Origin of the sequence: Streptomyces afghaniensis (genome assembly GCF_044327915.1) — a bacterium.
GTDB lineage: Bacteria > Actinomycetota > Actinomycetes > Streptomycetales > Streptomycetaceae > Streptomyces > Streptomyces afghaniensis.
On record NZ_JBIRGJ010000001.1, the window covers coordinates 533516 to 557627 of the forward strand.

18 protein-coding genes and 1 pseudogene are annotated in these 24112 nt (G+C 72.9%); 11 read left to right on the forward strand and 8 right to left on the reverse strand.

All coding sequences use genetic code 11. From position 1 onward, the window contains the following. Positions 1–17 precede the first annotated feature (17 nt). Positions 18–1763, reverse strand: coding sequence for a malto-oligosyltrehalose trehalohydrolase (gene treZ, locus ACH4G3_RS02210; RefSeq protein ID WP_397622649.1), 1746 nt, complete (start codon positions 1761–1763; stop codon positions 18–20). Positions 1764–1936: 173 nt separating this feature from the next. On the opposite strand from treZ, the gene ACH4G3_RS02215 reads away from it, so the two are divergent. Together ACH4G3_RS02215 and ACH4G3_RS02220 are read left to right on the forward strand one after the other, a co-directional pair. After that, positions 1937–2488 (forward strand): FHA domain-containing protein, encoded by a 552-nt coding sequence (locus ACH4G3_RS02215; RefSeq protein WP_397622650.1) that lies wholly within the window; start codon positions 1937–1939, stop codon positions 2486–2488. Between the two features lie 201 nt (positions 2489–2689). Further along, a complete protein-coding gene (locus ACH4G3_RS02220; protein ID WP_397623361.1) occupies positions 2690–4042 on the forward strand; it encodes a M14 family zinc carboxypeptidase in 1353 nt (450 codons plus the stop codon). A 32-nt stretch (positions 4043–4074) separates the two neighbouring features. Here ACH4G3_RS02220 and ACH4G3_RS02225 read toward each other — a convergent pair whose 3' ends face one another. Both ACH4G3_RS02225 and lpdA read right to left on the reverse strand, forming a co-directional pair. Continuing rightward, positions 4075–5325, reverse strand: coding sequence for a M14 family zinc carboxypeptidase (locus tag ACH4G3_RS02225; RefSeq protein ID WP_397622651.1), 1251 nt, complete (start codon positions 5323–5325; stop codon positions 4075–4077). A gap of 173 nt (positions 5326–5498) precedes the next feature. Then, complete coding sequence (gene lpdA, locus ACH4G3_RS02230) at positions 5499–6920, reverse strand: dihydrolipoyl dehydrogenase (RefSeq protein WP_397622652.1); 1422 nt, start codon at positions 6918–6920, stop codon at positions 5499–5501. Positions 6921–7010: 90 nt separating this feature from the next. Between lpdA and ACH4G3_RS02235 the strand changes: the two genes are divergently transcribed. Continuing rightward, complete coding sequence (locus tag ACH4G3_RS02235) at positions 7011–7961, forward strand: LysR family transcriptional regulator (RefSeq protein WP_397622653.1); 951 nt, start codon at positions 7011–7013, stop codon at positions 7959–7961. Between the two features lie 17 nt (positions 7962–7978). On the opposite strand, the gene treY is transcribed toward ACH4G3_RS02235, so the two are convergent. Together treY and glgX are read right to left on the reverse strand one after the other, a co-directional pair. After that, entirely contained in the window at positions 7979–10348 is a 2370-nt protein-coding gene (gene treY, locus ACH4G3_RS02240; protein WP_397622654.1) for a malto-oligosyltrehalose synthase, read from the reverse strand. 151 nt (positions 10349–10499) lie between these two features. Further along, positions 10500–12641 carry a glycogen debranching protein GlgX gene (gene glgX / locus ACH4G3_RS02245; protein ID WP_397622655.1) on the reverse strand — a complete coding sequence of 714 codons (2142 nt, stop codon included), beginning with the start codon at positions 12639–12641 and terminating at the stop codon, positions 10500–10502. A 367-nt stretch (positions 12642–13008) separates the two neighbouring features. Between glgX and ACH4G3_RS02250 the strand changes: the two genes are divergently transcribed. Both ACH4G3_RS02250 and ACH4G3_RS02255 read left to right on the forward strand, forming a co-directional pair. After that, complete coding sequence (locus ACH4G3_RS02250; protein WP_037674552.1) at positions 13009–14250, forward strand: SAV2148 family HEPN domain-containing protein; 1242 nt, start codon at positions 13009–13011, stop codon at positions 14248–14250. A gap of 117 nt (positions 14251–14367) precedes the next feature. Then, positions 14368–15084: a 3'-5' exonuclease gene (locus ACH4G3_RS02255; RefSeq protein ID WP_020277749.1), complete on the forward strand. Its 717-nt coding sequence runs from the start codon at positions 14368–14370 to the stop codon at positions 15082–15084. A 37-nt stretch (positions 15085–15121) separates the two neighbouring features. On the opposite strand, the gene ACH4G3_RS02260 is transcribed toward ACH4G3_RS02255, so the two are convergent. Together ACH4G3_RS02260 and ACH4G3_RS02265 are read right to left on the reverse strand one after the other, a co-directional pair. Beyond that, a complete protein-coding gene (locus ACH4G3_RS02260) occupies positions 15122–15658 on the reverse strand; it encodes a YbaK/EbsC family protein (protein ID WP_397622656.1) in 537 nt (178 codons plus the stop codon). Beyond that, positions 15589–16587, reverse strand: coding sequence for a DMT family transporter (locus ACH4G3_RS02265; protein WP_397622657.1), 999 nt, complete (start codon positions 16585–16587; stop codon positions 15589–15591). Before ACH4G3_RS02265 ends, ACH4G3_RS02260 begins: the two co-directional genes overlap by 70 nt. A gap of 92 nt (positions 16588–16679) precedes the next feature. Between ACH4G3_RS02265 and ACH4G3_RS02270 the strand changes: the two genes are divergently transcribed. After that, the gene (locus ACH4G3_RS02270; RefSeq protein ID WP_397622658.1) at positions 16680–17585 is read left to right on the forward strand and encodes a LysR family transcriptional regulator; all 906 of its coding nucleotides are present in this window, start codon (positions 16680–16682) and stop codon (positions 17583–17585) included. Between the two features lie 18 nt (positions 17586–17603). Here ACH4G3_RS02270 and ACH4G3_RS02275 read toward each other — a convergent pair whose 3' ends face one another. After that, positions 17604–18467 carry a phosphotransferase enzyme family protein gene (locus ACH4G3_RS02275; protein WP_397622659.1) on the reverse strand — a complete coding sequence of 288 codons (864 nt, stop codon included), beginning with the start codon at positions 18465–18467 and terminating at the stop codon, positions 17604–17606. A 178-nt stretch (positions 18468–18645) separates the two neighbouring features. On the opposite strand from ACH4G3_RS02275, the gene ACH4G3_RS02280 reads away from it, so the two are divergent. The 5 genes and pseudogenes from ACH4G3_RS02280 (at position 18646) to mgt (ending at position 24006) form a co-directional block, all read left to right on the forward strand. Next, positions 18646–19599 (forward strand): carbohydrate ABC transporter permease, encoded by a 954-nt coding sequence (locus ACH4G3_RS02280; protein ID WP_397622660.1) that lies wholly within the window; start codon positions 18646–18648, stop codon positions 19597–19599. Further along, entirely contained in the window at positions 19596–20429 is an 834-nt protein-coding gene (locus tag ACH4G3_RS02285; protein ID WP_397622661.1) for a carbohydrate ABC transporter permease, read from the forward strand. Before ACH4G3_RS02280 ends, ACH4G3_RS02285 begins: the two co-directional genes overlap by 4 nt. Then, positions 20429–21709, forward strand: a complete 1281-nt coding sequence (locus ACH4G3_RS02290) for an ABC transporter substrate-binding protein (protein WP_397622662.1) — start codon at positions 20429–20431, stop codon at positions 21707–21709. Before ACH4G3_RS02285 ends, ACH4G3_RS02290 begins: the two co-directional genes overlap by 1 nt. Before the next feature lie 266 nt (positions 21710–21975). Beyond that, entirely contained in the window at positions 21976–22755 is a 780-nt protein-coding gene (gene erm / locus ACH4G3_RS02295) for an ErmE/ErmH/ErmO/ErmR family 23S rRNA (adenine(2058)-N(6))-methyltransferase (protein WP_397622663.1), read from the forward strand. Further along, a pseudogene (gene mgt, locus ACH4G3_RS02300) lies at positions 22752–24006 on the forward strand (macrolide-inactivating glycosyltransferase). The gene erm and the pseudogene mgt overlap by 4 nt, the downstream one beginning before the upstream one ends. Positions 24007–24112: the final 106 nt, after the last annotated feature.

Below are 24112 nucleotides of genomic sequence, written 5' to 3' on the forward strand. Positions count from 1 at the left end.
CCGGGCACTGGCGGACCTCACTCCTGCAACAGCACCACGCCCGACTCCCCGGGCACATGCACCACCCCGTCCGCCCCGGGCGTCTGCACCGGTTCCCACGCGGCCAGCACGCGTGCGTGCGGGACGCCGAGCGACAGCGCGGCCGGTTCCGGCGCCAGGTTCACCGCCACGAGGACGTCCCCGCGCCGGAAGGCGATCCAGCGGCGCTCCTCGTCGTAGGCGACCTTGGTGTCGGCGAGGTCGGGATCGGTCAGGTCGGGCTGCTCGTGGCGCAGGGCGAGGAGCTGCCGGTACCAGGCCAGCACGCGCGCGTGGGGCTCGCGTTCCGGCTCGGACCAGTCGAGGCAGGAGCGGTCCCGGGTCGCCGGGTCCTGCGGGTCGGGCACGTCCTCCTCCTTCCAGCCGTGCGCGGCGAACTCCCGCCGCCTGCCCCGCCGTACCGCGTCCGCCAGCTCCGGGTCGGTGTGGTCGGTGAAGAACTGCCAGGGTGTGCCCGCCGCCCACTCCTCGCCCATGAAGAGCATCGGCGTGAACGGGGCCGTCAGGGTCAGCGTGGCCGCGCAGGCCAGCAGCCCGGGGGAGACCAGGGCCGAAAGGCGGTCCCCCTGGGCGCGGTTGCCCACCTGGTCGTGGGTCTGGCTGTAGCCGAGCAGCCGGTGCCCGGCCACCCGCGTACGGTCCAGGGGGCGCCCGTGGTGCCGCTCCCGGAAGCTGGAGTACGTCCCGTCGTGGAAGTAGCCGCCGGTGAGGGTCTTGGCGAGCCCGGCGAGGGGAGCGCGCGCGAAGTCGGCGTAGTAGCCCTGCGACTCGCCGGTCAGCGTGGTGTGCAGGGCGTGGTGGAAGTCGTCGTTCCACTGCGCGTGCAGCCCGAGGCCGCCCTCGTCCCGGGAGGTGATGAGCCGCGGGTCGTTCAGATCCGTCTCGGCGACCAGGAACAGCGGCCGGTCCACCTCGGCGGCCAGGGCGTCCACGGCCGTCGACAGCTCCTCCAGGAAGTGGAGCGCGCGCGTGTCCACCAGCGCGTGCACCGCGTCCAGGCGCAGCCCGTCGATCCGGTAGTCGCGCAGCCACGCCAGTGCGCTGCCGACGAGGAACGCGCGCACCTCGTCCGAGCCGGGCGCGTCCAGGTTGACCGCGGCGCCCCAGGGCGTGTGATGCCGGTCCGTGAGATACGGCCCGAAGACGGGCAGGTAGTTGCCGGACGGGCCGAAGTGGTTGTGCACCACGTCGAGCACCACGCCCAGACCGAGTTCGTGGGCCCGGTCGACGAAGCGTTTCAGCGCCTCGGGCCCGCCGTACGGCTCGTGCACGGCCCACAGCGAGACGCCCTCGTACCCCCAGCCGTGCGTGCCCGGGAAGGGGCACAGCGGCATCAGCTGCACGTGTGTGACACCCAGTTCGGCGAGATGACCCAGCCGCTCGGCGGCCGCGTCCAGGGTGCCCTCGCGCGTGTACGTCCCGACGTGCAGCTCGTACAGCACCGCGCCGGGCAGCGGCCGCCCCCGCCACTGCGCGCGCCACTCGTACCGCTCGTGGTCGACGACCGCGCTCAGCCCGTCCGGACCGTCCGGCTGCCGGCGCGAGCACGGATCGGGCCGCACGGGGCCGTCGTCCAGCGCGAAGCCGTACCGGGACCCGTGGCGCGCGTCCGCCTCGCCCCGCCACCACCCCGCCCGTTCCGGATCGCGCTCCAACGCGCGCGTGACGCCGTCGCACTGGAGCGTCACACGGCCTGCCTGCGGTGCCCACACCTCGAACTGCACGGACGGTTCCCCTTCGTCTGCTCACCGTGATGTAGCCCGTCCATGGTGCGCCAAACGCGATCAATCCGCTGGTGCATCCACCCATTTGCGGCGGGTCTCGGCGGATGCGGGCGCGTGGCGGGCCTTTTCCCGTTTTCTGGACAGCCCGGCCGCACTGCCCGACAATCACGAGCGTGACGTCGTCCTTCGAGTTCAACACGTACCCCGCGCGGCTGTCCGACGTGGAGCGCGACAGGGCGCTGAAGGTGCTCCGTGACGGCGTCGCCATGGGCCGCCTGTCCCACGACACGTTCATCCGCCGCATGGAACTGGCGCTCGCCGCCCGCCGCGCGGACGAGCTCGCCGTGCTCACCGCGGACCTGCCCACGGAGAGCCGGTTCTCCCGCCTGGTGTTCGGCACCGTCGAGGCGGTCTCCGGATTCACCGTACGGCTGCGCAGAGCCTGGCAGGCCGAGAAGCTGCCCAAGCTGCTGCTGCCGCACCCCTCGCACAGCCATCCCCTGCGCATAGGCCGCGACCCCGCCAGCGGACTGCGCCTCAACCACGAGACCGTCTCCCGCGTCCACGCCGAACTCCGCCACCAGGGCGGCATGTGGGTCCTGCGCGACCTCGGCTCCACCAACGGCACGACGGTGAACGGGCGGCGCGTGGTCGGCGCGGCCGTCGTCCGCGAGGGCGACCAGGTGGGCTTCGGGCGGATGGCGTTCCGGCTGTCGGCCGACTGACCGCACACCGGCCCGCGGCCGCTGACCGGAAACCGAGCCATGCCTTAGCTCTGGCCTTGGGTTTACCAGCTGTCGCTCCCTGGGGAGTGGCTCAAAACCCATTGCGCTCCACGGTGTTGACGTACCCCTGAAGTCGTGACTGACTGTGCGTACGCCATGTACAGCTGGTGAAGCGACGGCACCGCATCGGGGAGGTGTGCCCTGCCGCCCCTCCTGCGCTACCCGACCGTCGACGAACTGGGCGCCCGGGCCGCCGCACTCGTCGCACGCCACCCGCGAGACGCCCGGCTGCGCAGGATCGGCACGTCCCGAGCGGGCACGCCCCTGTCGCTGCTCTCCGTCGGCCACGGCAGCCGTCAGGCCCTCGTGGTCGCCGGCCCCCACGCCAACGAACCCGTGGGCGGTGCCACCGTGCTGCGCCTGGCCGAGCGGGCCCTGGCCGACCCGCGGCTCACCGAGGGTGCCGACGCGACCTGGAACCTGCTGCTGTGCCTCGACCCGGACGGGCTGCGCCGCAACGAGGGCTGGCTGACCGGCCCGTACGCACTCGGCCAGTACTTCCGGAACTTCTTCCGGCCCGGCTTCCTGGAGCAGCCCGAGTGGCTGCCGGACGGCGCGGCCGGCGCCGCCCTGCCGGAGACCCGCGCCCTGCTCGACGTCCAGGACGAACTGCGGCCGTTCCTCCAGTGCTCCCTGCACGGTGTCGACGTCGGCGGCGGCTTCGTCGAGCTCACCGACGACCTGCCCGGCCTCGACCGGCGCCTCGCCCACATCGCCGCCCGGCTCGGCATCCCCCGCGAACTCGGCGCCTACGACGCCCTGTACTGGCCCGGCCTCGGGCCCGCCGTCTACCGGATCCCGCCGCCGCGCCCGGCCGGCCTGGCCGCGGCCATAACAGAGGCCGCCGTCGAGTCGACGTGGTTCCACCCGCACCGGCACGGCACCCTCACCGCGGTCGTCGAAGCACCCATGTGGGGCGTGGCGGCCGTGACGGACGGCTCCCCGCCCGCCGACCGGGACGCGGTGCTGCGGGCCGTGAGCCGCACCCTGCGCCACGACACGGGGCTCCTGCGGCACCTCCTGGCCCGCATCCGGCCGCACCTGGTCGCCGTGCCCGACGCGGCGCGCCTGCTCGCCCCGGTCGACGACTACATACTGGTCTGCCCCGGCCTCGCCGACGCCTGGGACCCCGACACCGGCGACGGCGCGGCCCACCCCCTGCCGCCCCTGAGCACCGCCCATCTCGCCGCCCTGCGCATCTCCGGGCGGCGGCTGGCCCTGCGCACCGCAGGGCTCCTGCACCAGCTCGTGCGGGCCGCCGGACACGACCCGGCCGGGGTGCTGCCGGAGCTGGACCGGCTGATCGACGAGTGGTGCGCCGACTACCGCGACGGCTGCGGGGCGCGCTGGATCCCGGTGGCGCGCCAGGCGGAGTACCAGGCGCGCGTCGTTCTCGCCGCCTTCGAACTGGCCGTGCGGAACACGAGCGCGCGCTCCCGCTCGGGGGAGCCGGGGTGGGAGTCAGGGGCGGCGGTGCCGCTGCAGCGGGAGTGACACCGCGATGACGGCGCGGGCGTGGCCGGCGTCTACGACGCACCCTCGCGCGCGTGCAGCGCCGCGGCGACCACCGTGCGGGTCTGGTGCTCGACCTGGTGCTCCAACGGCACCCAGCGGGCGCGGAACCGTTCCGCGAAAGCGTCGCTCCAGGTCGCCACGAGTTCCTCCAGCTGCCCGGCCGCCCGGTCGTCGGTCCCGCTCAGCACCCGCCGCAGCATCGCCGCCGCCCGCAGAGGCACCCGGCGTGCGAACGCGTCCACGCTGCCGACGTATGCCCGGGTGCGGTCGGCGGGCGGGGTGTGCACCAGGTCGTCGGCCAGTCCCGGCACCAGCTCCAGCCCCCACCGCGCGGCCCGCAGCAGCGGCCCGTCCAGCTCCGCGAGCCGGGGCAGCGCGCCGTCGAGCACCCGCGTCACCTCCAGCGCGTCCCGTCGCAGCCGGCCCGCGAGCCGCCCGATCGCCGCCGCCGGAGCCGGATGCGGAGCCGGGTCGTCCACCAGGTCGCTCGCCCACATCGGCACCTCGACCACCGCGGTCAGACCGCCGTAGCGGTGGGCGTGGTACCAGGTGCTGTGCCGCGCGTCGTCCGGCAGGCTCGGGTACGCGGGCCCCGCCCCCGGCGCCGGCATGACGTGCACCCCCGGCCCGGACGCGGGCCAGCCCGCGGCGTCCGAGGCGCCGGTCTCCACCGGGATGTGCAGCTCCGCCGCGGACTTGGCGAACGGCTCGGCCAGCCCGGGCACGTCCTTCGTCAACTGCACCCAGCTGCCGCCCAGGTCCGTGCCGTGCAGGGTCACCTGGAGGTAGGGGCGCAGCTCGTCGATGACGCCGGTCAGGGCCAGGGTCTCGGGCGGCAGCCGGTCGGGCGGCAGCACGGACGGCGCCCACTCCGGCTGCTCCGGGCCCGCGGGGCGGAAGAAGCCGAGGTGGTAGTCGAACAGGCTGCGCGGGGCCGGCGTCACGTGCAGGCTGGCCCCGTCGGGGTCCGCGCACAGCAGGAAGTGCCAGGAGATGCCGTCGCGTAACTCCCGCTGTTCCAGCACCCGTCGGGCGAGCGCGAGCAGCGTGCAGGAGCCGGTCGGCTCGTTGGCGTGGGCGCCGGCGACCACCAGCACGGCACGGCGGGCGCGGCCCACCGACAGCAGGTGCAGAGGCCTGCCCGCACGCGAGGAACCCACCTGCCGAAGGGTGCACAGCCCGGGCCGACGAGAGGTCAACGCCCGGGCGGCTGAGACCTGTTCGGCCACCGTCGGGTAGCGCAGCTCCGGCAGGACACTCACCCCCGTCACATCCGCCCGAGTTCGCCCTCGCAGTACCCCACGGCCATGGTGCGCTGTCAAGGGCACGACGGGGGAGGCTCCAGGGGGCGCCCGGAAGCTTGCCGGCCGGTGCGCGGCGGGCGCCCCGGGCGGTGTGCCGTCACCGCCGCCGGCGTGGCGTCACCGGTGCGGTGTCACTGCTGGTGCAGCCCGCGTCCGGCCAGGGTCAGGAACGCCTCACCGACCGCCTCCGACAGAGTCGGGTGCGGGTGGACGTGCCGGGCCACGTCGGAGGGCTCCGCGTCCCAGCCGACGATCAGCTGGCTCTCGGCGACCATCTCCGACACGTGCGGGCCCACCAGGTGGACGCCCAGCACGCGTCCGCCGCCGGCCTCGGCGACGACCTTCACCATGCCGCCCTGCCCGTGCACCATGCCCTTCGCGACGGCGGTCAGCGGCATGCTGTTGGTCTCCACCTCGTGCCCACGCGCGCGTGCCTCGGCCTCGCTCAGACCGACGGCCGCGGTCTGCGGCGACGAGTACGTGACCCGGGGCACGGCCGCGTAGTCCACGGGCGCGGACGGCACGCCCGCCAGCGTCTCGGCCACCAACAGCCCTTCCGCGAACGACGCGTGGGCCAGTCCGAGCGACGGGGGCGGCAGCAGGTCGCCCACGACGTGGACGCCGGGCACGGCCGTCTCCAGCCGGTCCCAGTCGGCCGGTACGACGAAACCGCGCTCGTCCGTGGTGAGGCCCGCGGCGGCCACGTCCAGGCCGTCGGTGACCGGGGCCCGGCCGACCGCCACGAGCAGCCGTTCGGCGTCGACCGTGAGGGTCTCGCCCCGGGCGGTACGCACGCGTGCGCGTACCCCGTCGTCGAGGACCTCGGCGTCCAGGAGCCGGGCACCGGCCCGCACGTCGATGCCGCGCTTCTTCAGGCCGCGGGTCAGATGCCGGCTCACGTCGGCGTCCTCCAGCGGCACGATCCGGTCGGCGGCTTCCACGAGGGTGACGTCGGCGCCCAGGGAGCGGTGGAACGAGGCGTACTCCACGCCGATCGCACCTCCTCCGAGCACCAGCACGGATGCCGGGAGCCCGGGCGCGAAGAGCGCGTCGTCGCTCGTCACCACGCGCCGCCCGTCCGGTGCGAGCCCCGGGAGCGTGCGCGGCCGTGAGCCGGTGGCGAGCACGATTCCACGGCGCGCGGAGAGGCCGTACACGCCGGGTTCGCCGTCCACGCCCGCCACCCGAACGGAGCGCGGCCCCGTCAGCCGCGCGCTGCCCCTCACCACCCGCACGCCCGCGTGCGCGAGATGCGCCTCCACGCCCCTGTGGTTACGGGACACGATGTCGTCGCGCGTGGCGACCAGGGCCGGCCAGTCCACGGTGTCCAGCGTCGCCTTCACGCCCCAGCGCTCGCGTGCCTCGGCGATGCCGTCGACGAGTTCGGCCGCGTGCAGCATCGCCTTGCTCGGGATGCAGCCGCGGTGCAGACACGTCCCGCCGACCTTGTCCCGTTCGACGAGCACGACGTCCAGACCGAGGGCCGCGGCGCGCAGGGCGGTGCTGTAACCGCCCGTGCCGCCGCCGATGACGATGACGTCCGATGCGTTCATGTCCTCAGCGTCCGTCCGGCCCTTGTCATGAGTCCAAGGCAATGTTCTTGTGGAATCGATGCAGGGTGTTTATGGGAGGGGCGGCCGGTCATGAGCCTGCGGCAGATGGAGTACTTCCTGACGGTCGTAGAGGAGGCGTCCTTCACCCGTGCGGCCGAGCTCCTGCACGTCTCGCAGCCCGCGCTCTCCCATCAGATCAAGGCCCTGGAACGGTCGGTCGGCGGCGCGCTGCTGGAGCGCATGCCGCGCGGCGTGCGCCTGACCCCGATGGGACGCGCCTTCCGGCCGCACGCCGAACTCGCCGTGCGCAGCGCCGCGCAGGCCCGCCGCGCGGCCCGCGCCGCCGCCGGCGCCGAGGGCGGCGAACTGCACGTCGCCGCCGTCCACTCCGTCGCGGTGGGTGTCCTCCCGGACGTCTTCGCCCGCTGGCGCGCCGCCCATCCGCGCGTGCGGCTGCACCTCCACGAGTACGCGACGTCCGAGGCCCTGGAGGAACAGGTCGAGCGCGGCACCGCCGACCTGGCCGTCGGCCCGGCGCCCGCCGACTGGCCGGGCACCGTCGTGCCGGTCGGCGAGGAGGACATCGTCCTCGTGGTGCCCTTCGACGACCGTCACGCCGGCCGTACGACGGTGACGCTGCCGGAGCTCGCCGACCGCCCCTGGGTGCGCTGCGCCATGGAACCCGTCGTCCACGGCGAACGCTTCCTCGACTGGGCGTGCGGACGAGCCGGCTTCACCCCGCGCACCGCCGTGGTCACCGAGCACACCTCGACGGCGGTACGGATGGCCGCCGCCGGTGTCGGTGTCTGCGCCGCGCCCGCCCACCTCGTCCGCGACGCGGTCGGCGACGGCTGCGTCGTCCTCACCCCGGACCCGCCCTGGAAGCGCACGCTGACGGTCTTCTCCCGCCTGCCTCCGACCGGGGCGGCCGAGGCCTTCGTGACCCTGCTGCACTCCGCCTGGCCCCACCCGCGCGTCCCCTCCGACGCACCGCTGCGCGCATACCAGGACTGTCCTGAGGACGGCGCGGCGGTGGCCTGACGACCAGCCCGCCCGACTCACTCCCCGACCCGCTCCAGCAACGCCACCGGGAGCCGCTCGAACAGCTCCTCCACGCGTGCGTGCCCCGTGAACTCCCGTCCCGGCTCCAGCACGTCCGCCCAGCGCCCCGGCGGCAGCGGCAGGCGGGTGTCCCGCCAGCCGCCCGCCTGCGCGAGCCGGAGCGACAGGCGGGTCACGGCCGTCACCACCTCACCGGAGCGGGCGAACGACAGGCAGTGGGCCGCCGCCGGTCCCTGTGCCGGCAGCGCCATGTACGTCGCCGTGTCGCCGAAGGCGTCGGGCCGCCGTGCCCTCAGCCCCAGCGCCGCCCGTGTCACCGCGCTCTTCTCCCCGGACGTCCCGCCGGACTCCTCGGGCGGGAAGCCCACCGCCCGCCGGTTGTCGGGGTCGACCAGCGACCGGTACTCGGCCTCCGTGCCCTGGTAGACGTCCGGCACCCCCGGCATCGTCAGCTGGACCAGGGCCGTGCCCAGCACGTTCGCCCGGATGTGCGGCTGGAGAGAGTCCCGGAACGCGGCGACCCGTTCACCCGGCGCCCCGCACGGCCCGGCCGCCACGAACCGTGCCACCGCCTCCTCGTACGGCGGCTCCTGTTCGGTCCAGCTGGTGTACAGGCCCGCCTCGCGCACGTGCTTCAGCAGCGCCCCCTGCACCCGCTCGCTCGCCCCGGACGCCGGGCCGAGCCCGAAGACCGTCTGCCAGGCCGCCCAGGCCAGTTGCGCGTCCGGCACGCCCTCGCCGGTGCGCGTCACCTCGGCGAGGACGTCCGCCCAGCGGTCCGGGCACTCGGTGAGCACATGCAGCGCCGCCCGGACGTCGGCACTGCGCTTGGTGTCGTGCGTCGAGACGACCGTCCCGGCAACCGGCCAGTCGCGCTGCACGCGCGCGCAGTACGCGTGGAACTCCTCCGGCGACAGGGCGGGGCCCCCGGGATTCCCGCCCACCTCGGTGGCCGACAGCAGCGGCACGTAACGGTAGAACGCCGTGTCCTCCACGGACTTCGCCCGCAGCGCCGACGAGGTCTGCGCGAACCGCGTCCGGAACTCCACCTGCGCGGGCCCGTCGCCGTGCCGCCCCAGCACGAGGTTCCGTACGACGTCCACCGCACCGGCCTCCTCCGGCACGGTGAAGGCGAGCCGGGCCTCGGCGGCGGCCTCCTCGGTGACCACGGAAGCCGCGTCGACGGACTCGTACGGCCGGTACACCTCCATCCGCACCAGCAGCTCCTGGAGAGCGGTGCGCAGCGCCCAGGGCGCGCGGTCGCGCAGCGCCGGCTCCGGGGAGGTCGCGCACAGCCGGGCCGCCACCCGCACCAGCCGGTCGGTCTCGGTCGCCAGCTCGTGCGTGAGGACCTTGTACGCCGCCCGCCGCACCGTCGCCTCCCACTGCCCGCCCCGGTCCGTCTGCGGGGCCGCGAACCGCCGGTACTGCCCCAGCAGCTCCCCGAACCCGGCCGGATCCATGAAGAGCCCGTCCACGTGCCGCAGGGCGTCGTAGCCGGTGGTGCCCGCGACGGGCCAGGAGGCCGGCAGCCGCTCACCGTCGGCCAGGATCTTCTCCACGACGGTCCAGCGGCCCCCCGTCGCCTCGTGCAGCCGCCGGAGGTAGCCGTCGGGGTCGGCGAGCCCGTCGGGGTGGTCGACGCGCAGCCCGTCGATCACGCCCTCGTGGAGCAGCTGGAGGATCTTGTCGTGGGTGGCCTCGAACACCTCGGGGTCCTCCACCCGCACCCCGATCAGCTCCGAGATGCTGAAGAACCGCCGGTAGTTGAGCTCGGTCCGGGCCAGCCGCCACCACACCGGGCGGTACCACTGCGCGTCCAGCAGGTGCGGCAGCGGCAGGTCCCCAGTGCCCTCGCGCAGCGGGAACACGTGGTCGTAGTAGCGCAGGACGTCACCGTCGACGCGCAGGTCCCCGAGCACCTCGCCCAGCGGCCCGCCGAGCACCGGCAGCAGCACCTGGCCGTTCTGGGCCTCCCAGTCGATGTCGAACCAGCGCGCGTAGGGCGACGTCGGGCCCTCGCGGAGCACCTCCCACAGGGCGCGGTTGTGGCGCGGGGCCATGGCCATGTGGTTCGGGACGATGTCCACCACCAGGCCCAGTCCGTGCTCGCGCGCCGTGCGCGCCAGCGCCCGCAGTCCCTCCTCGCCGCCCAGTTCCTCGCGCACGCGCGCGTGGTCGACGACGTCGTAGCCGTGCATCGAGCCCGGCACGGCCTCCAGGACGGGGGACAGATGCAGGTGCGAGACGCCGAGCGAGGCCAGATACGGCACGACGGCCGCCGCGGCCCCGAAGGGGAACTCGGGCTGCAGTTGCAGCCGGTACGTGGCCGTGGGCACCACCGGGTCAGGTCGCTCAGGTGTCATGCAGACCTACGTACCCTCCCTGCCGCCGTTCGTGTCATCGCCCGCGCCAGGTGCGCCGCCCGTCGCCCGGACGAGTGGCTCTGTCCGGGCGACGAGCCGGGCGACGAGCCGGGCGACGACCGGGCGGCGACGGGACCACGGCCGCCGCCGGCTACACGGGCCGCTGGAGCACCGTCATGCTCCGGTCGGTCAGGGTCAGCCGGTCGCCGGCCTGCACCTTCGGGCCCGTGCCGGGCGGCACACCGTCGGCGCGGGCCGTGTCGACCACTACCTGCCACTGCCGCCCGTGATTGACCGGAACCAGGAACTCCAGCGGCTTGGGCGAGGCGTTGAACATCAGCAGGAACGAGTCGTCGGTGATGCGCTCCCCGCGCTGGCCCGGCTCCGAGATCGCGTTGCCGTTGAGGAACACCGTCAGCGCCGAGGCCCGTGCCGAGTCCCAGTCCCGCTGGGTCATCTCGCGGCCCTCGGGGGTGAACCAGGCGATGTCGGACAGGTCGTCGTGCGTGCCCTCCACGGGCCGGCCGTGGAAGAAGCGCCTCCTGCGGAAGACCGGGTGGTCCCGGCGCAGCCACACCATCGCGCGCGTGAACGCCAGCAGCTCCCGGCTCAGGCCCCCCTCGGTGTCCTCGCCCTCCTCGCCGTCCTCCGGCCACTCGACCCAGGCCAGCTCGTTGTCCTGGCAGTAGGCGTTGTTGTTGCCGCGCTGGGTGCGGGCGAACTCGTCGCCGTGGCTGATCATGGGCACGCCCTGGGACAGCATCAGGGTCGCGATGAAGTTCCGCATCTGCCGGGCCCGCAGCCGCAGCACGTCCGGGTCGTCGGTCTCGCCCTCGGCCCCGCAGTTCCAGGACCGGTTGTGGCTCTCGCCGTCGCGGTTGTCCTCGCCGTTGGCGTCGTTGCGCTTGTCGTTGTACGACACGAGATCGTGCAGGGTGAAGCCGTCGTGGCAGGTCACGAAGTTGATGGAGGCCAGCGGGCGCCGCCCGTCGTCCTGGTACAGGTCGGACGAGCCGGTCAGCCGCGAGGCGAACTCCGCGAGCGTGCGCTGCTCACCCCGCCACAGGTCCCGCACGGTGTCCCGGTACTTGCCGTTCCACTCGGTCCACAGCGGCGGGAAGTTCCCCACCTGGTAGCCGCCCTCGCCCACGTCCCACGGCTCGGCGATCAGCTTGACCTGCGAGACCACCGGGTCCTGCTGCACCAGGTCGAAGAACGACGACAGCCGGTCCACCTCGTGGAACTGCCGGGCCAGCGTCGCAGCGAGGTCGAAGCGGAACCCGTCGACGTGCATGTCCGTGACCCAGTACCGCAGCGAGTCCATGATCAGCTGGAGCACGTGCGGGGAGCGCATCAGCAGGGAGTTCCCTGTCCCTGTCGTGTCCATGTAGTAGCGGGGGTCGTCCGTCAGCCGGTAGTAGCGCGAATTGTCCAGGCCCTTGAAGGACAGGGTCGGGCCCAGGTGGTTGCCCTCGGCGGTGTGGTTGTAGACCACGTCGAGGATCACCTCGATCCCGGCCTCGTGCAGCGCCTTCACCGCCGACTTGAACTCCAGCACCTGCTGGCCCCGGTCGCCCCAGGAGGCGTAGGCGTTGTGCGGGGCGAAGAAACCGATCGTGTTGTAGCCCCAGTAGTTGTTCAGGCCCATGTCGACCAGACGGTGATCGTTCACGAACTGGTGTACGGGCATCAGCTCCAGGGCCGTGACGCCGAGCTCGGTGAGGTGCTCGATGATCGCCGGGTGCGCGAGGGCCGCGTAGGTGCCGCGCAGCTCCTCCGGCAGGCCCGGGTGCCGCATGGTGAGACCCTTGACGTGGGCCTCGTAGATCACCGTGTGGTGGTACTCGGTGCGCGGGCGCCGGTCGTCGCCCCAGTCGAAGTAGGGGTTGACCACGACCGACGTCATCGTGTGCGGCGCGGAGTCCAGGTCGTTGCGCCGGTCGGGCTCGCCGAAGTGGTAGCCGTAGACCTCCTCGCCCCAGCTGATCGAGCCGCTGATCGCACGCGCGTACGGGTCGAGCAGGAGCTTCGCGGAGTTGCAGCGCAGCCCGCGCTCCGGGGCGTACGGGCCGTGCACCCGGAACCCGTACCGCTGCCCCGGCATGATGCCCGGCACGTACGCGTGCCGCACGAACGCGTCGCTCTCCCGGAGCTCGATCGCCGTCTCGGAGCCGTCGTCGTGCAGCAGACACAGCTCTACTCGGTCCGCGGCCTCCGAGAAGACCGCGAAGTTGGTGCCGGCGCCGTCGTACGTGGCACCGAGTGGATACGCCTCTCCAGGCCAGACCTGCATGGATACGACTCTTTCAGGTGAGCGGCGCCGGTGGGGACGCCTTGGCTCCGAGTCTCCCCGAAAGTGAGGGAACCTCCTATGACTTATGTCCCTCTTACCGGGTGACCAGTGCATACGCGTTATGCCGAACCAGTGGGGCAAGTGATACTCCCGGGGCTCTTGAGGGAGTAGAGGGAAGATATGTCACGGGGACCCGGGCGGGGCAGCCCGCCCGGGAGAAGAACTACCCTGCCCATCCGGCTGCACCGCCGACCGCTCCCGGAGTACCCTTCCTTGATCGTTGGGTGGGGCCGGACGCCGCGGAGCAGACGGGAATGTGACGCCAGGCCCCTCGGGAGTGCTCGGGGGAGCGGAAGGCGGTGCGCGGGTGGGCTCGGGAGGGCTGGAGCTGCCCCCTGGTGACGAGGGTCACGAGGGGACCTCCACAGACGTCCCGACCGGTGCCGTGTCCCTGGCACGGCCGATGGACGCGACGGGCTCGATCGGCCCGGAGCTGGACTGGGACGCCGACGCCTGGCGCGAGGTGCGCACCCGCGCCCAGCGGGCCGGCCGGGCCTACATCTGGCTGAACCTCGTCGAGCAGCGGCTGCGCGCGGTGGTCGCCGCGGTACTGCGCCCCGTGTACGAACCCGTCCACGGCGAGGACTGGGTCGTGGCCGCCGCCGGACCCGCCGGGCAGGAGTGGGTGCAGCGCGCGGTCGCCGTGCGCGAGGTCAGCCGCCGCAAGGGCTATCTGCTCGACCCGGCCGACGACAACGTCCTGTCCTTCCTCACCCTGCCGCAGCTGCGCGAGCTGATGGTGCAGCACTGGCCCTGCTTCGAGCCCTACTTCGACGACCGCCGGGACGTCGAGCTCGCCCTGGACGAGCTGGAGGTCACCCGGAACGTCGTCTCCCGCAACCGGGCCCTGTCCGAGGCCGTCCTGAACCAGGCCGAGCGCGCCTCCGCCCGGCTGCTGGAGATGCTCGGCACGGGCGGTGACGTGCCCTCCGCGCGCCGGCTGCCCATCGACGCCGTCGAGGACCTGGTCGGCGACCGGTACGCCGACGTGGTCGCCGTCCACCCGGACCGGGTGCGGCTGATGCGCCAGTTCCCGGCCGAGGACATCTTCGGCGGCGCCCGCCGGCTCGACGCCATCGGCATAGGCCTCAACCTGCTCGTGCAGAACTTCTCCGGCCGTCGCCTGGTCCGGCTGGCCGAGTCCGGCTGCCGGGTGCGGCTGCTGTTCCTCAACCCGGCCTCCAGCGCGGTCAAGCGGCGCGAGCGCGAACTGGGCATCAAGCGCGGCGAGCTCAGCCGGGCCGTCGAGATGAACATTCTGCACATGCGCCGGGTGCGCGCCCGGCTGCGCGATCCCGGGGCCTTCGAGATCCAGGTCTTCGACGAAACACCCCGCTTCACGGCCTATCTGGTCGACGGCGACGGTGCGGACGGCATCGCGGTCGTGCAGAACTACCTGCGCCGGACCCGGGGGATGGAAGCGCCGGTGTTCGTGCTGCGCAACAGCGGCAAGGTGGTCAAGTCGGGCGAGATCGACGAAAGCGGCCTCTTCCCCACCTATCGCGAGGAGTTCGAGGTGATGTGGGCGGATTCGCGACCGGTGTCGTGAACCGTCCCTCCTGGTCGTGTGGTTCGGCGCCCAAGCGGAATGCGGCCCTCTGATTGTCAGTGGTGCATGGGAAGGTGGAGACCACTGGGGGAACGCACCATAGAAGGGGGGCCGCCCATGGGCTGGCACCGGGAGCTGCTGATCGGCTTCGACCTGGAGACGACGGGCACGGATCCGCGCGAGGCGCGCATCGTCACGGGAGCCGTGATCGAGGTCAGGGCCGGGGAGCCGATGGGGCGCCGGGAGTGGCTGGCCGACCCGGGGGTGCCGATCCCCGAGGACGCGGTGGCGGTCCACGGCATCAGCAGCGAGCGCGCGGCGGCCGAAGGCAGACCGGCCGACCAGGTGGCGGACGCCCTCGCCGACGTCCTCACCTCCTACTGGAAGACGGGCGTGCCGGTCGTCGCCTACAACGCGGCCTTCGACCTGTCCCTGCTCTCCGCCGAGCTGCGCCGCTACGGACTGCCGTCCCTGCGCGACCGCCTGGGCGGCGTGGACCCCGCCCCGGTCATCGACCCGTACACCATCGACCGCTGGGTCGACCGCTACCGCCGGGGCAAACGCAACCTCGAAGCGGTCTGCGCCGAGTACGGCGTCGTCCTCGACTCCGCCCACGACGCCATGGCCGACGCCCTCGCGGCGGCCCGCCTGGCCGGTGCGATAGCCGCCCGCCACCCCAAGATCGCGTCTCTCGGCCCGGCGGACCTCCACCGCCGCCAGATCGAGTGGTACGCGGAGTGGGCGGCGGACTTCCAGAACTTCCTGCGCGGCAAGGGCGATGCGACGGCCCTGGTGGACGGGGCATGGCCGTTGAGGGAGCCGGCGGACGCGTGAGCCACGCCCACCGTCCCAAGTCCCGGCGCTCTCTGCGTCACCCCGGTGCGGGCGCCGCGATGCGTTCGACGCGGGGCTTGGCCAGTCGCTCGTAGTCGGCGCCCGAGATGAGGAGCGAGCGGTCGAGCCGGGCCGCGTTGAAGTACAGCCTCGGCCGGGCCACGACGTCCGGGTCGGCGACCAGTTCGAGACCGGGATCGAAGCTGAACGGCAGGACCGTGCCGGGGGCGGCGCGGGCCAGGCGTTCGGCGGTTTCGGGGTCGCTGAAGCCGGCATAGCGGGCCGCGAACAGGGCCTTGACGGCAGCCAGGTCCACGCGCCGGTCCCCGGGGACGACCGCGAGGACGTGGCGTGTGGTGCGGCGGTCCACCTTGACCCGCAGCACGATGCATTTCGCGGCCTCGGAGGCCGGATGCCCGCGCAACGCGCAGACGGCTTCGGTGGCGCCTTCGGGCTCGTGGTCGATGAGGCGGTAGTCGACGGACGCGGAGTCGAGCAGGGAGATCAGGTGGTGGTAGGTGTCGTGCCGGCCGGTGTCGTGCCGACTGGGGGTGTGGTGAGTGGGGTCGGGCATGCGGAGTCCTTGTCGAGAGGGCGGGACGGGGGAGGCAGGGGCCCGGGGGTGCTTCGGTGCGCGCGTTCCACCGCCTGGCCCCAGTACGTACCGGCCACCATCAGGGCCGCCCCGAGGCCGGTGAGGGGCGTGAGGTGTTCGCCGCCGAGGGCGATGCCCACCGCGACGGCCCAGACCGGCTCGGTGCCCAGCAACAGGCTGGCCCGGCTGGCGGAGGTGCGCTGCACGGCCCAGGTCTGGGCCAGGAAGGCGAACACACTGCAGAACAGGGCGAGATAGACCAGCTGGGCCCAGGTGGCCGGGTCCGCGCGGACCAGCGTCGCCAGGTCGGGCGCCGCGACCGGCAGGAACAGGGCCGTGCCGACGAGGGTCTGCACCGTCGTCAGATGCAGGGGCCGGATCGCCCGCCCGGTGGTGAAGCGGCCGACCAGCGCGACATGCACGGCCCGGATCAGCGCGGCGCCGAGCATCAGCAGATCGCCGAGGCGCGGCGCGTGGAAGCCGTTGCCGGACATCAGCAGCCCGACGGCCAGGACGCACACGCCGGTCGCGGCGAAGAAGGAGAAGGGCAGCGAGCCGCGGCGTCCGCCACGGTCGAGGAGCGGGGTGAGGACGATGGTCAGACTGATGATGAGCCCGGCGTTGGCGGCGCTGGTGTGTGCGACGCCGTAGGTCTCCACGATCAGGACCGCGGCCTGGGTCAGCCCCAGGGGCACCCCGGCCCGCAGCTCGTCACGCGTCCACCGGCGCGACCCGCGCCGTCGGGCGGCGACGACGCCGAGGCAGGCGAGTGCGGAGAGGGCGTAGCGGGCGAACAGCACCAGCAGGACGGGGAGCGCGGCAGTGGCCGTCTGGGCGGACAGATAACTGGATCCCCAGACGAGCGCGACAAGGAGGAGTACCGCATCGGTACGGCGGACGTCGGACACGCGCCTACGGTGCACCGGAGACATCCATGAAGCCCAGTACCAGTCTCTAAAACGATCATTTAGCAGTACTGCATCGTCCCTACACTGAGGCGATGGACGAACGTCAGCTGCGGATCCTGCGGGAGCTCGGCGAACTGGGCAGCGTCACGGCGGTCGCCGAGGCGCTGCTGGTGACGCCGTCGGCGATCTCCCAGCAGTTGCGGCTGCTTCAGCGCGCGATCCCGGTGCCGCTCACCGAGCGTCAGGGGCGACGGCTGGTGCTCACCGACGCCGGGCAGGCGCTGGCGGGCGCGGCCGTGGAAGTGGAGACGGCGCTGGCCCGCGCGCGGCACACCGTCGAGGAGTTCGCGGGGGCGCCCGACGGCGAGGTGTCGGTGGCGGCGTTCCACAGCGCGGGCGCTGCGTTCTTCCCGCCGTTGCTGCGCGCGCTGGCCGGTGCGGGCAAGCCGGTGCCGAGACTGGCCGACGAGGACGTACCGCAGGAGGACTTCCCCCGGCTCACCCGGGAGTACGACGTGGTCCTGGCCCACCGCCTGGACCACGCCCCGCCGTGGCCGGACACGGTGGCCACGACGACGCTGCTGCGCGAGCCGCTGGACGTGGCCATGCCCGCCGGCCACCCTCTGGCCACCAAGCGCCGCGTCACCCCGCGCGACGTGGCCGACGAGCCGTGGATCACCGTGCACGAGGGGTTCCCCGTCCTGGCGACGATAGAGGCCATCGCCGCCGCGGCGGGCCGCAGGCTCCATCTCGCCCATCGCATCAACGAGTTCTCGGTGGTCGCCGAGGTCGTCGCCGCCGGGGGCGGTATCGCCCTGATGCCACGCTGGACCACGCGCCCGCATCCGGCGCTCGTGCTCCGGCCTCTCAGCGGAGCGCAGGCCCGACGCCACATCGACGCCCTGTACCGCCCCGAGCGCACGGCCCGCACAGCGGTCCGCACAGTCCTCGCCGAACTACGCCGAGCCGCCCGAAGCATCCAGGACAGCGGCGGGTAGCCCTCGCACCACAGGCGCTCAGAACGGATACCACCGCACCGTCTCGTCCCCCTCCCGCAGTGAAGCCACCCGCCGCCGAAACTCCGCCAGCGCCTTCGGATTACTCGGCGCGTGCTGAGCCACCCACGCACAACTGGCCGTCTCCCGGGCACCGCGCAGGACCGGGCATCCCTCCCATGCGCGTACATCCCAGCCGTATGTCGCGGTGAACGACGCGTACGCGTCGTCCGGGAGCCCGTAGCGGTCATGCGAAAGCACCATCACCACCAGATCGTGCTCCCGCAGATCCACCGACACGGTCTCCAGATCGACCAGCACCGGTCCATCAGGTCCGACATGCACATTGCGCGGCAGCGCGTCCCCATGGATCGGCCCCGGCGGCAGATGAGGCGCCAGTGCCGCAGCCTCGGCGGCGAACCCGTCCCGCCGCTCCCGCAGATACGCCGCGTCCGCCGGATCGATCGCGTCCCCCGCCAGCCGCAGCCAGCGCTCCACACCGCCCAGCAGATCGCGGGGCGGCAGATCGAAGGAGGGAGCGGGCAGGGCGTGCACGACCCGTAGCAGTTCGGCCAAATCCCGCGGCTCGGCGGGCCGTACCGCTTCGGGCAGCCGGTGCCAGACCGTCACCGGGTGCCCGTCGACCAGCAGGGGCTCGGGCTCGGCGGCCCGGACCGCCGGCACACCCGCCTCGGCGAGCCACAGCGCGATGTCCAGTTCGCGCCGCGCCCGGTCGAGGAGTTCCACGTCGCGGCCCACCTTGACGACCCGGTCACCGGCGGCGAAGACCGCGTTCTCGCCCAGCGCGAGCAGCCGCGCGTCGCGGGCCGCACCGGGCAGCACGCCCGCCGCGGCCAGTACGTCCCGAGCCCGTGCCTCGTCCATCGTCCGCCTCCGTCGTCACGTTTTCCGCCGTCGTCCGCGTCGTGTGCCGTCGGGTTCCGGCCATCCGCCGGTCAGTGTCGCATCGGCACAGGTCGGGCGGCGTGCGCGGTGCCTTGACGAGGCAGAACGCCTTCACGACCATGACGTGGCCGGCCGAGCCGTCAAAGGGGCTGATTCCGTGACATCGGTGACCGAGGCTTCTTCCCCTTCGCCACCGAGGGGACCGGCCGGACACCAGCCCGGCGGGGCCCGGCCCCGGCGGGCCGTGGACCACGGCGCCTGGTTCCTGGTGCTGCCCGCCCTGCTCCCCATCCTCGTCCTCAGCGTCGGACCGCTGCTGTACGGGATCCTGCTGGCCTTCACCGACGCCCAGTCGGGCCGTACCGAGCCGACCCAGTGGATCGGCGGCCTCAACTTCCGGGACTTGCTGCAGGACACGCTGTTCTGGGAGTCGTTCCGGATCGGGCTGGTGTGGGCGGTCGGGGTGACCGCGGTGCAGTTCCTGCTCGCGCTGGGCCTCGCCCTGCTGCTCAACCAGGACCTGCGGCTGCGCTGGCTGGCCAGGGCCCTCGCGATCATCCCCTGGGCCATGCCCGAGGTCGTCGTCGGCATCATGTGGCGGCTCGTCTACAACCCGGACGCGGGCATCCTCAACGAGACCCTGCGCGACCTCGGCCTGGGCGGCGGCCGCGACTGGCTGAGCGGGCCGGCCACCGCGCTGCCCGCCGTGATCGTCGTCGGCGTCTGGGCGGGCATGCCGCAGACGACGGTCGCGCTGCTCGCCGGACTCCAGAACACCCCGCGCGAACTCCACGAGGCGGCGGCGGTCGACGGCGCGGGCGCCTGGCGCCGCTTCCGCACGGTCACCTGGCCCGCCCTCAGACCCATCGCCCTGGCCATCACCGCACTCAACCTCATCTGGAACTTCAACTCCTTCGCCCTGGTCTACGTCCTCACCAGCGGCGGCCCCGGCGGCCGGACCCGCCTGCCCATGCTCTTCGCGTACGAAGAGGCCTTCCGCTACGGGCAGTTCGGCTACGCGGCGGCGATGGGCTGCGTGATGGTGGCCGTGATCTCGATCGCCCTGGCCGTCTTCCTCGCCGGCCGCCTCAGGGGAGGTGACGACGCATGAGAACCAGCACACCGGCCCGCGTCGGCCAGTACACCGCGCTGCTCGCCTACCTCGTCTTCCTGGCCTTCCCGTTCCTCTGGCTGGTCTCCACCGCGTTCAAACCGCCGCGCGAGCTGGGCAGCCTGCACCCGACCTGGATCCCCGAGAACCCCACCCTCGCCAACTTCCGGCAGGCCTTCGACGAACAGCCGCTGCTGCACGCCGCCCTCAACTCCCTGCTCGCGGCGCTCGCGGCGGCGCTGATCGCCGTGCTGATCGCGACACCGATGGCCTATGTCATGGCCCGGCGCCGCACCCGGCTCGCGAAGGCGGTGACGGGCTGGGTGGTGGTCAGCCAGGCGTTCCCGTTCGTGCTGCTGATCATCCCGCTGTTCCTCGTCCTGAAGAACCTCCGCCTGATCAACTCCGTGCCGGGGCTGGTGCTGGTGTACGTGGTGTGGGCGCTGCCGTTCGCCTTGTGGATGCTCGCCGGGTACGTACGGGCCGTACCGCCCGAGCTGGAGGAAGCCGCCGCGGTCGACGGAGCGGGCCGGGTGCGCACGCTGGTGTCGGTGACGGCGCCCCTGCTCGCGCCGGGCATCGTGGCGACCGCGCTGTTCGCGTTCATCACCGCGTGGAACGAGTTCTTCTTCGCGCTCGTGCTGCTCAAGACACCGGAGAAACAGACCCTTCCGGTGGTGCTCACCCACTTCATCGGCGCCGAGGGCGTCGCCGACCTCGGCCCGCTCGCGGCGGCGGCGTTCCTCGCGACGCTGCCCTCGCTGGTCGTCTTCGCGATCATCCAGCGCCGGATCACGGGCGGCATGCTCACCGGGGCGGTGAAGAGCTGATGCGCGCACGCCTGCCGGCCCTGGTCCTGATCCTGCTGCTGCTCCTCGCCGGGTGCTCCTCCGGCGGCACCCGCGACGACGGCCGGATCACCCTGCGCTTCCAGTCCCTGGCCTGGCAGGAGGAGTCGGTCGAGGCCAACAAGGAACTGGTGAGGGAGTGGAACGCCACCCACCCGGGCGTCCGGGTCGAGTACGTCCAGGGCAGCTGGGACAGCGTCCACGACCAGCTCCTGACCGCCTTCGAGGGCGGCGAGGCACCCGACATCATCCACGACGCCTCCGACGACCTCGCCGACTTCGCCTACGGCGGCTACCTCGCCGACCTCACCGATCTGCTGCCCGCCCGGCTGAAGTCGGACATCCCGCGGCGCAGTTGGCAGACCACCACCTTCGGGGACGGCATCTACGGCGTGCCGTTCCTCCAGGAACCACGCGTGCTGATCGCCAACGCCAAGTGGCTCGAGCGGTCCGGCGTACGGATCCCGACCACCGAAAAGCCGTGGAGCTGGGCCGAGTTCCGCCGCATCACCGAACGGCTCAGCGGCCGGGGGAAGTACGGCGTGGCCTGGCCCCTGAAGGAACCGGTCTCCGCCACGCTCAACCTCTCCCTGTCGACGGGCGGACAGCTCTTCCACCGCGGGGCCGACGGCAGGGTGACGGTCCGGTTCGAGGCGGCCGACCAGGTGGTGCCGCGCACCATCCACGCCCAGGCCGGCCCCGACCGCAGTGCCTCGCCCACGACCCTGGGCAGCGGCGGCTCCGACACCCTGCCCGGCTTCTTCGGCGGCAGATACGCGATGGTCCCGCTCGGCTTCTCCTACCGCCAGCAGATCGTGCAGCAGGCGCCGAAGGACTTCGCCTGGCAGGTGCTGCCCGCCCCGGCCGGCGCCGGGGGACTCACCCAGGGCGTCAGCCCGCAGACGCTGTCCGTCGCCGAGGACTCCCCGCACAAGAAGGAGGCAGCCGCCTTCATCGACTTCCTGCTGCGGCCGCGGAACATGGTCCGCCTCGCCCTCGGCGACTGGATGCTGCCGACCGGCACCCGGGCGCTGCACGACCCGGCCCTGCGCACACCCGAGCACGGCTGGGCCACGGGCACCGCGCTCGCCGCCCACCTGCGCCCGGCGCCCGCACAGACCGTACGGGGCTACCCCGAGTGGAAGGACAAGGTGGCGACCCCGGCCCTCCAGGAGTACTACAGCGGCGCCATCGGCATCCGTGAGCTGCGCAAACGCCTGGAGGATGACGGCAACCTGGTGCTGGCGCGCTACCAGCGCTGAAGCCCGGCGAAATCCCGTTGAGCGTCGTCACGTGCGGCGCCTAGCGTGTTGCCCGTGGGAATCAACGCGATCTACGTCTCCGGTCACGGCCGGGGCTGCCCGCACGCCGCACGCGTGCGCAGCGGCCCCGGAGCCCTGACCGGCCCGGGGAGCCACGCCCGCTGAGCCTCTGAGCCCGGCGTCTCACCTCTCCGCTCTCCCGCTGTCTTCCGGTCGGGGCCTTCGGCTGCCCTCACACCCCTCACGGAAGACAAGGACCGCAGGCCATGGCCCGCCCCACCGCTGTTTCCCGCGCGCTCTCGCAGAACTTCCTCGCCGACCGCGCCACCGCCGAACGCTTCGCCCGGCTCGCCGCCCCGCGGGCCCGGCCGGTCCCGCTGCTGCTCGAAGTCGGCGCGGGCAAAGGCGCGTTGACCGCACCGCTGGCGCGACGCTGCCGGGAGCTGCGCGCGTACGAGATCGACCCGAGGCTCGTGTCCGTCCTGCGCGGCCGTTTCTCCGGCACCCCGCAGGTGCGGGTCGTCGGCGCGGACTTCCTGGCCGCACACCCGCCGCGCACGCCCTTCTCTGTCGCCGGGAACGTGCCCTTCTCCCGCACCGCGGCCGTCGTCGACTGGTGCCTGCGCGCTCCCGCCCTCACCGACGCCACGCTGCTCACCCAGCTGGAGTACGCCCGTAAGCGCACCGGCGACTACGGCAGGTGGACGCTGCTGACGGTGCGGACCTGGCCCCGCTACGAGTGGCGGCTGCTGGGCCGCGTCGGCAGGCGCAGTTTCCGGCCCGTGCCGCGTGTGGACGCCGGGGTGCTGCGCGTCGAGCGGCGTGAGACTCCGCTGCTCGACGCCGCCGGGTACCGGAGCTGGCTCGGTCTTGTGGAGCTGGGCTTCTCCGGAGCCGGCGGTTCACTGCGCGCGTCGCTGCGGCAGGCCCATCCGAGGCGGCGGGTGGACGCGGCGTTCCGGGCGGCGCGCCTGGACCCGGGCGTGCTGGTGGGCGAGGTGGCGCCGGAGCGGTGGCTGCGGCTGCACGAGGAGCTGACCCGCTGAACCCAAAATGGTTGCACGAGACGTCTCGTCTCGCATACGGTCGGGCGCATGACCAGTCGCGCTCATATCGCCATGTTCTCCATCGCCGCCCACGGCCACGTGAATCCGAGTCTGGAGGTGATCCGCGAGCTCGTGGCGCGTGGCCACCGCGTGACCTACGCGATCCCGCCGGCCTTCGCGGAGAAGGTCGCGGACACCGGTGCCGAGGTGAAGCCGTGGAACTCGACGCTGCCCTCGCCCGACGACGACCCGGAGGCCTGGGGGAGCACACTGCTGGACAACGTGGAGCCGTTCCTCGACGACGCGATCCAGGCCCTCCCGCAGCTGATCGAGGCGTACGAGGGCGACGAGCCGGACCTCGTGCTGTACGACATCGCCTCCTACCCGGCCCGCGTCCTGGCCCACCGCTGGGGCGTGCCCGCGATCTCCCTGTCACCGGCCATGGTCGCCTGGGAGGGATATGAGGAGGAGGTCGCCGAGCCCATGTGGGAGGAGCCCAAGAGGACCGAGCGCGGCCGTGCCTACTACGCCCGTTTCCACGCCTGGCTGGAGGAGAACGGGATCACACGGCACCCCGATGCCTTCGGGGGCCGTCCCGACCGCTCGATCGTCCTGATCCCCAAGGCCCTTCAGCCGAACGCGGACCGGGTCGACGAGACCGTGCACACCTTCGTCGGAGCCTGCCAGGGCGACCGCACCGCCGAGGGCGACTGGCAGCGCCCGGCGGGGGCCGAGAAGGTCGCGCTCGTCTCGCTCGGCTCCGCCTTCACCAAGCAGCCCGGGTTCTACCGCGAGTGCGTCAGGGCGTTCGCTGACCTGCCCGGCTGGCACCTGGTGCTCCAGATCGGCAAGCACGTCGACCCCGCCGAGCTCGGCGAGGTCCCCGCGAACGTCGAAGTGTGCTCCTGGGTGCCGCAGTTGGCGATCCTGAAGCAGGCCGACCTGTTCGTCACACACGCCGGGGCGGGCGGCAGCCAGGAGGGCCTGGCCACGGCCACGCCGATGATCGCCGTACCGCAGGCCGTGGACCAGTTCGGCAACGCGGAGATGCTCCAGGGCCTCGGTGTCGCCCGGTACCTCCCGGCGGAGGAGGCGACTGCCGAGGCCCTGCGCGAGGCGGCCCTCGCCCTCGTAGGCGACCCGGAGGTCGCCCGCCGCCTGAAGGAGATCCAGGCGGAGTTGGCCCAGGAGGGCGGCACCCGGCGCGCGGTCGACCTCATCGAGGCCGAACTGCCCACGCGCCAGGCGTAGTCGGGGCGGCCGTCGCCCGCCGGTCCGTCACACCGTGACGGCCTGGCGGGTGAGGTTGATGCGGGCGTGGTCGAGAGCGGCGTCCATGCGCGCCGCCTGTCCCTTA

What these genes read in the sequence shown, in the direction of transcription:
- lpdA (WP_397622652.1), bottom strand. Translation starts at nt 6,920, where the DNA reads ATGAACGCATCGGACGTCATCGTCATCGGCGGCGGCACGGGCGGTTAC.
- ACH4G3_RS02235 (WP_397622653.1), top strand. Translation starts at nt 7,011, where the DNA reads ATGAGCCTGCGGCAGATGGAGTACTTCCTGACGGTCGTAGAGGAGGCG.
- treY (WP_397622654.1), bottom strand. Translation starts at nt 10,348, where the DNA reads ATGACACCTGAGCGACCTGACCCGGTGGTGCCCACGGCCACGTACCGG.
- glgX (WP_397622655.1), bottom strand. Translation starts at nt 12,641, where the DNA reads ATGCAGGTCTGGCCTGGAGAGGCGTATCCACTCGGTGCCACGTACGAC.
- ACH4G3_RS02255 (WP_020277749.1), top strand. Translation starts at nt 14,368, where the DNA reads ATGGGCTGGCACCGGGAGCTGCTGATCGGCTTCGACCTGGAGACGACG.
- ACH4G3_RS02260 (WP_397622656.1), bottom strand. Translation starts at nt 15,658, where the DNA reads ATGCCCGACCCCACTCACCACACCCCCAGTCGGCACGACACCGGCCGG.
- ACH4G3_RS02270 (WP_397622658.1), top strand. Translation starts at nt 16,680, where the DNA reads ATGGACGAACGTCAGCTGCGGATCCTGCGGGAGCTCGGCGAACTGGGC.
- ACH4G3_RS02275 (WP_397622659.1), bottom strand. Translation starts at nt 18,467, where the DNA reads ATGGACGAGGCACGGGCTCGGGACGTACTGGCCGCGGCGGGCGTGCTG.
- ACH4G3_RS02285 (WP_397622661.1), top strand. Translation starts at nt 19,596, where the DNA reads ATGAGAACCAGCACACCGGCCCGCGTCGGCCAGTACACCGCGCTGCTC.
- ACH4G3_RS02290 (WP_397622662.1), top strand. Translation starts at nt 20,429, where the DNA reads ATGCGCGCACGCCTGCCGGCCCTGGTCCTGATCCTGCTGCTGCTCCTC.
- erm (WP_397622663.1), top strand. Translation starts at nt 21,976, where the DNA reads ATGGCCCGCCCCACCGCTGTTTCCCGCGCGCTCTCGCAGAACTTCCTC.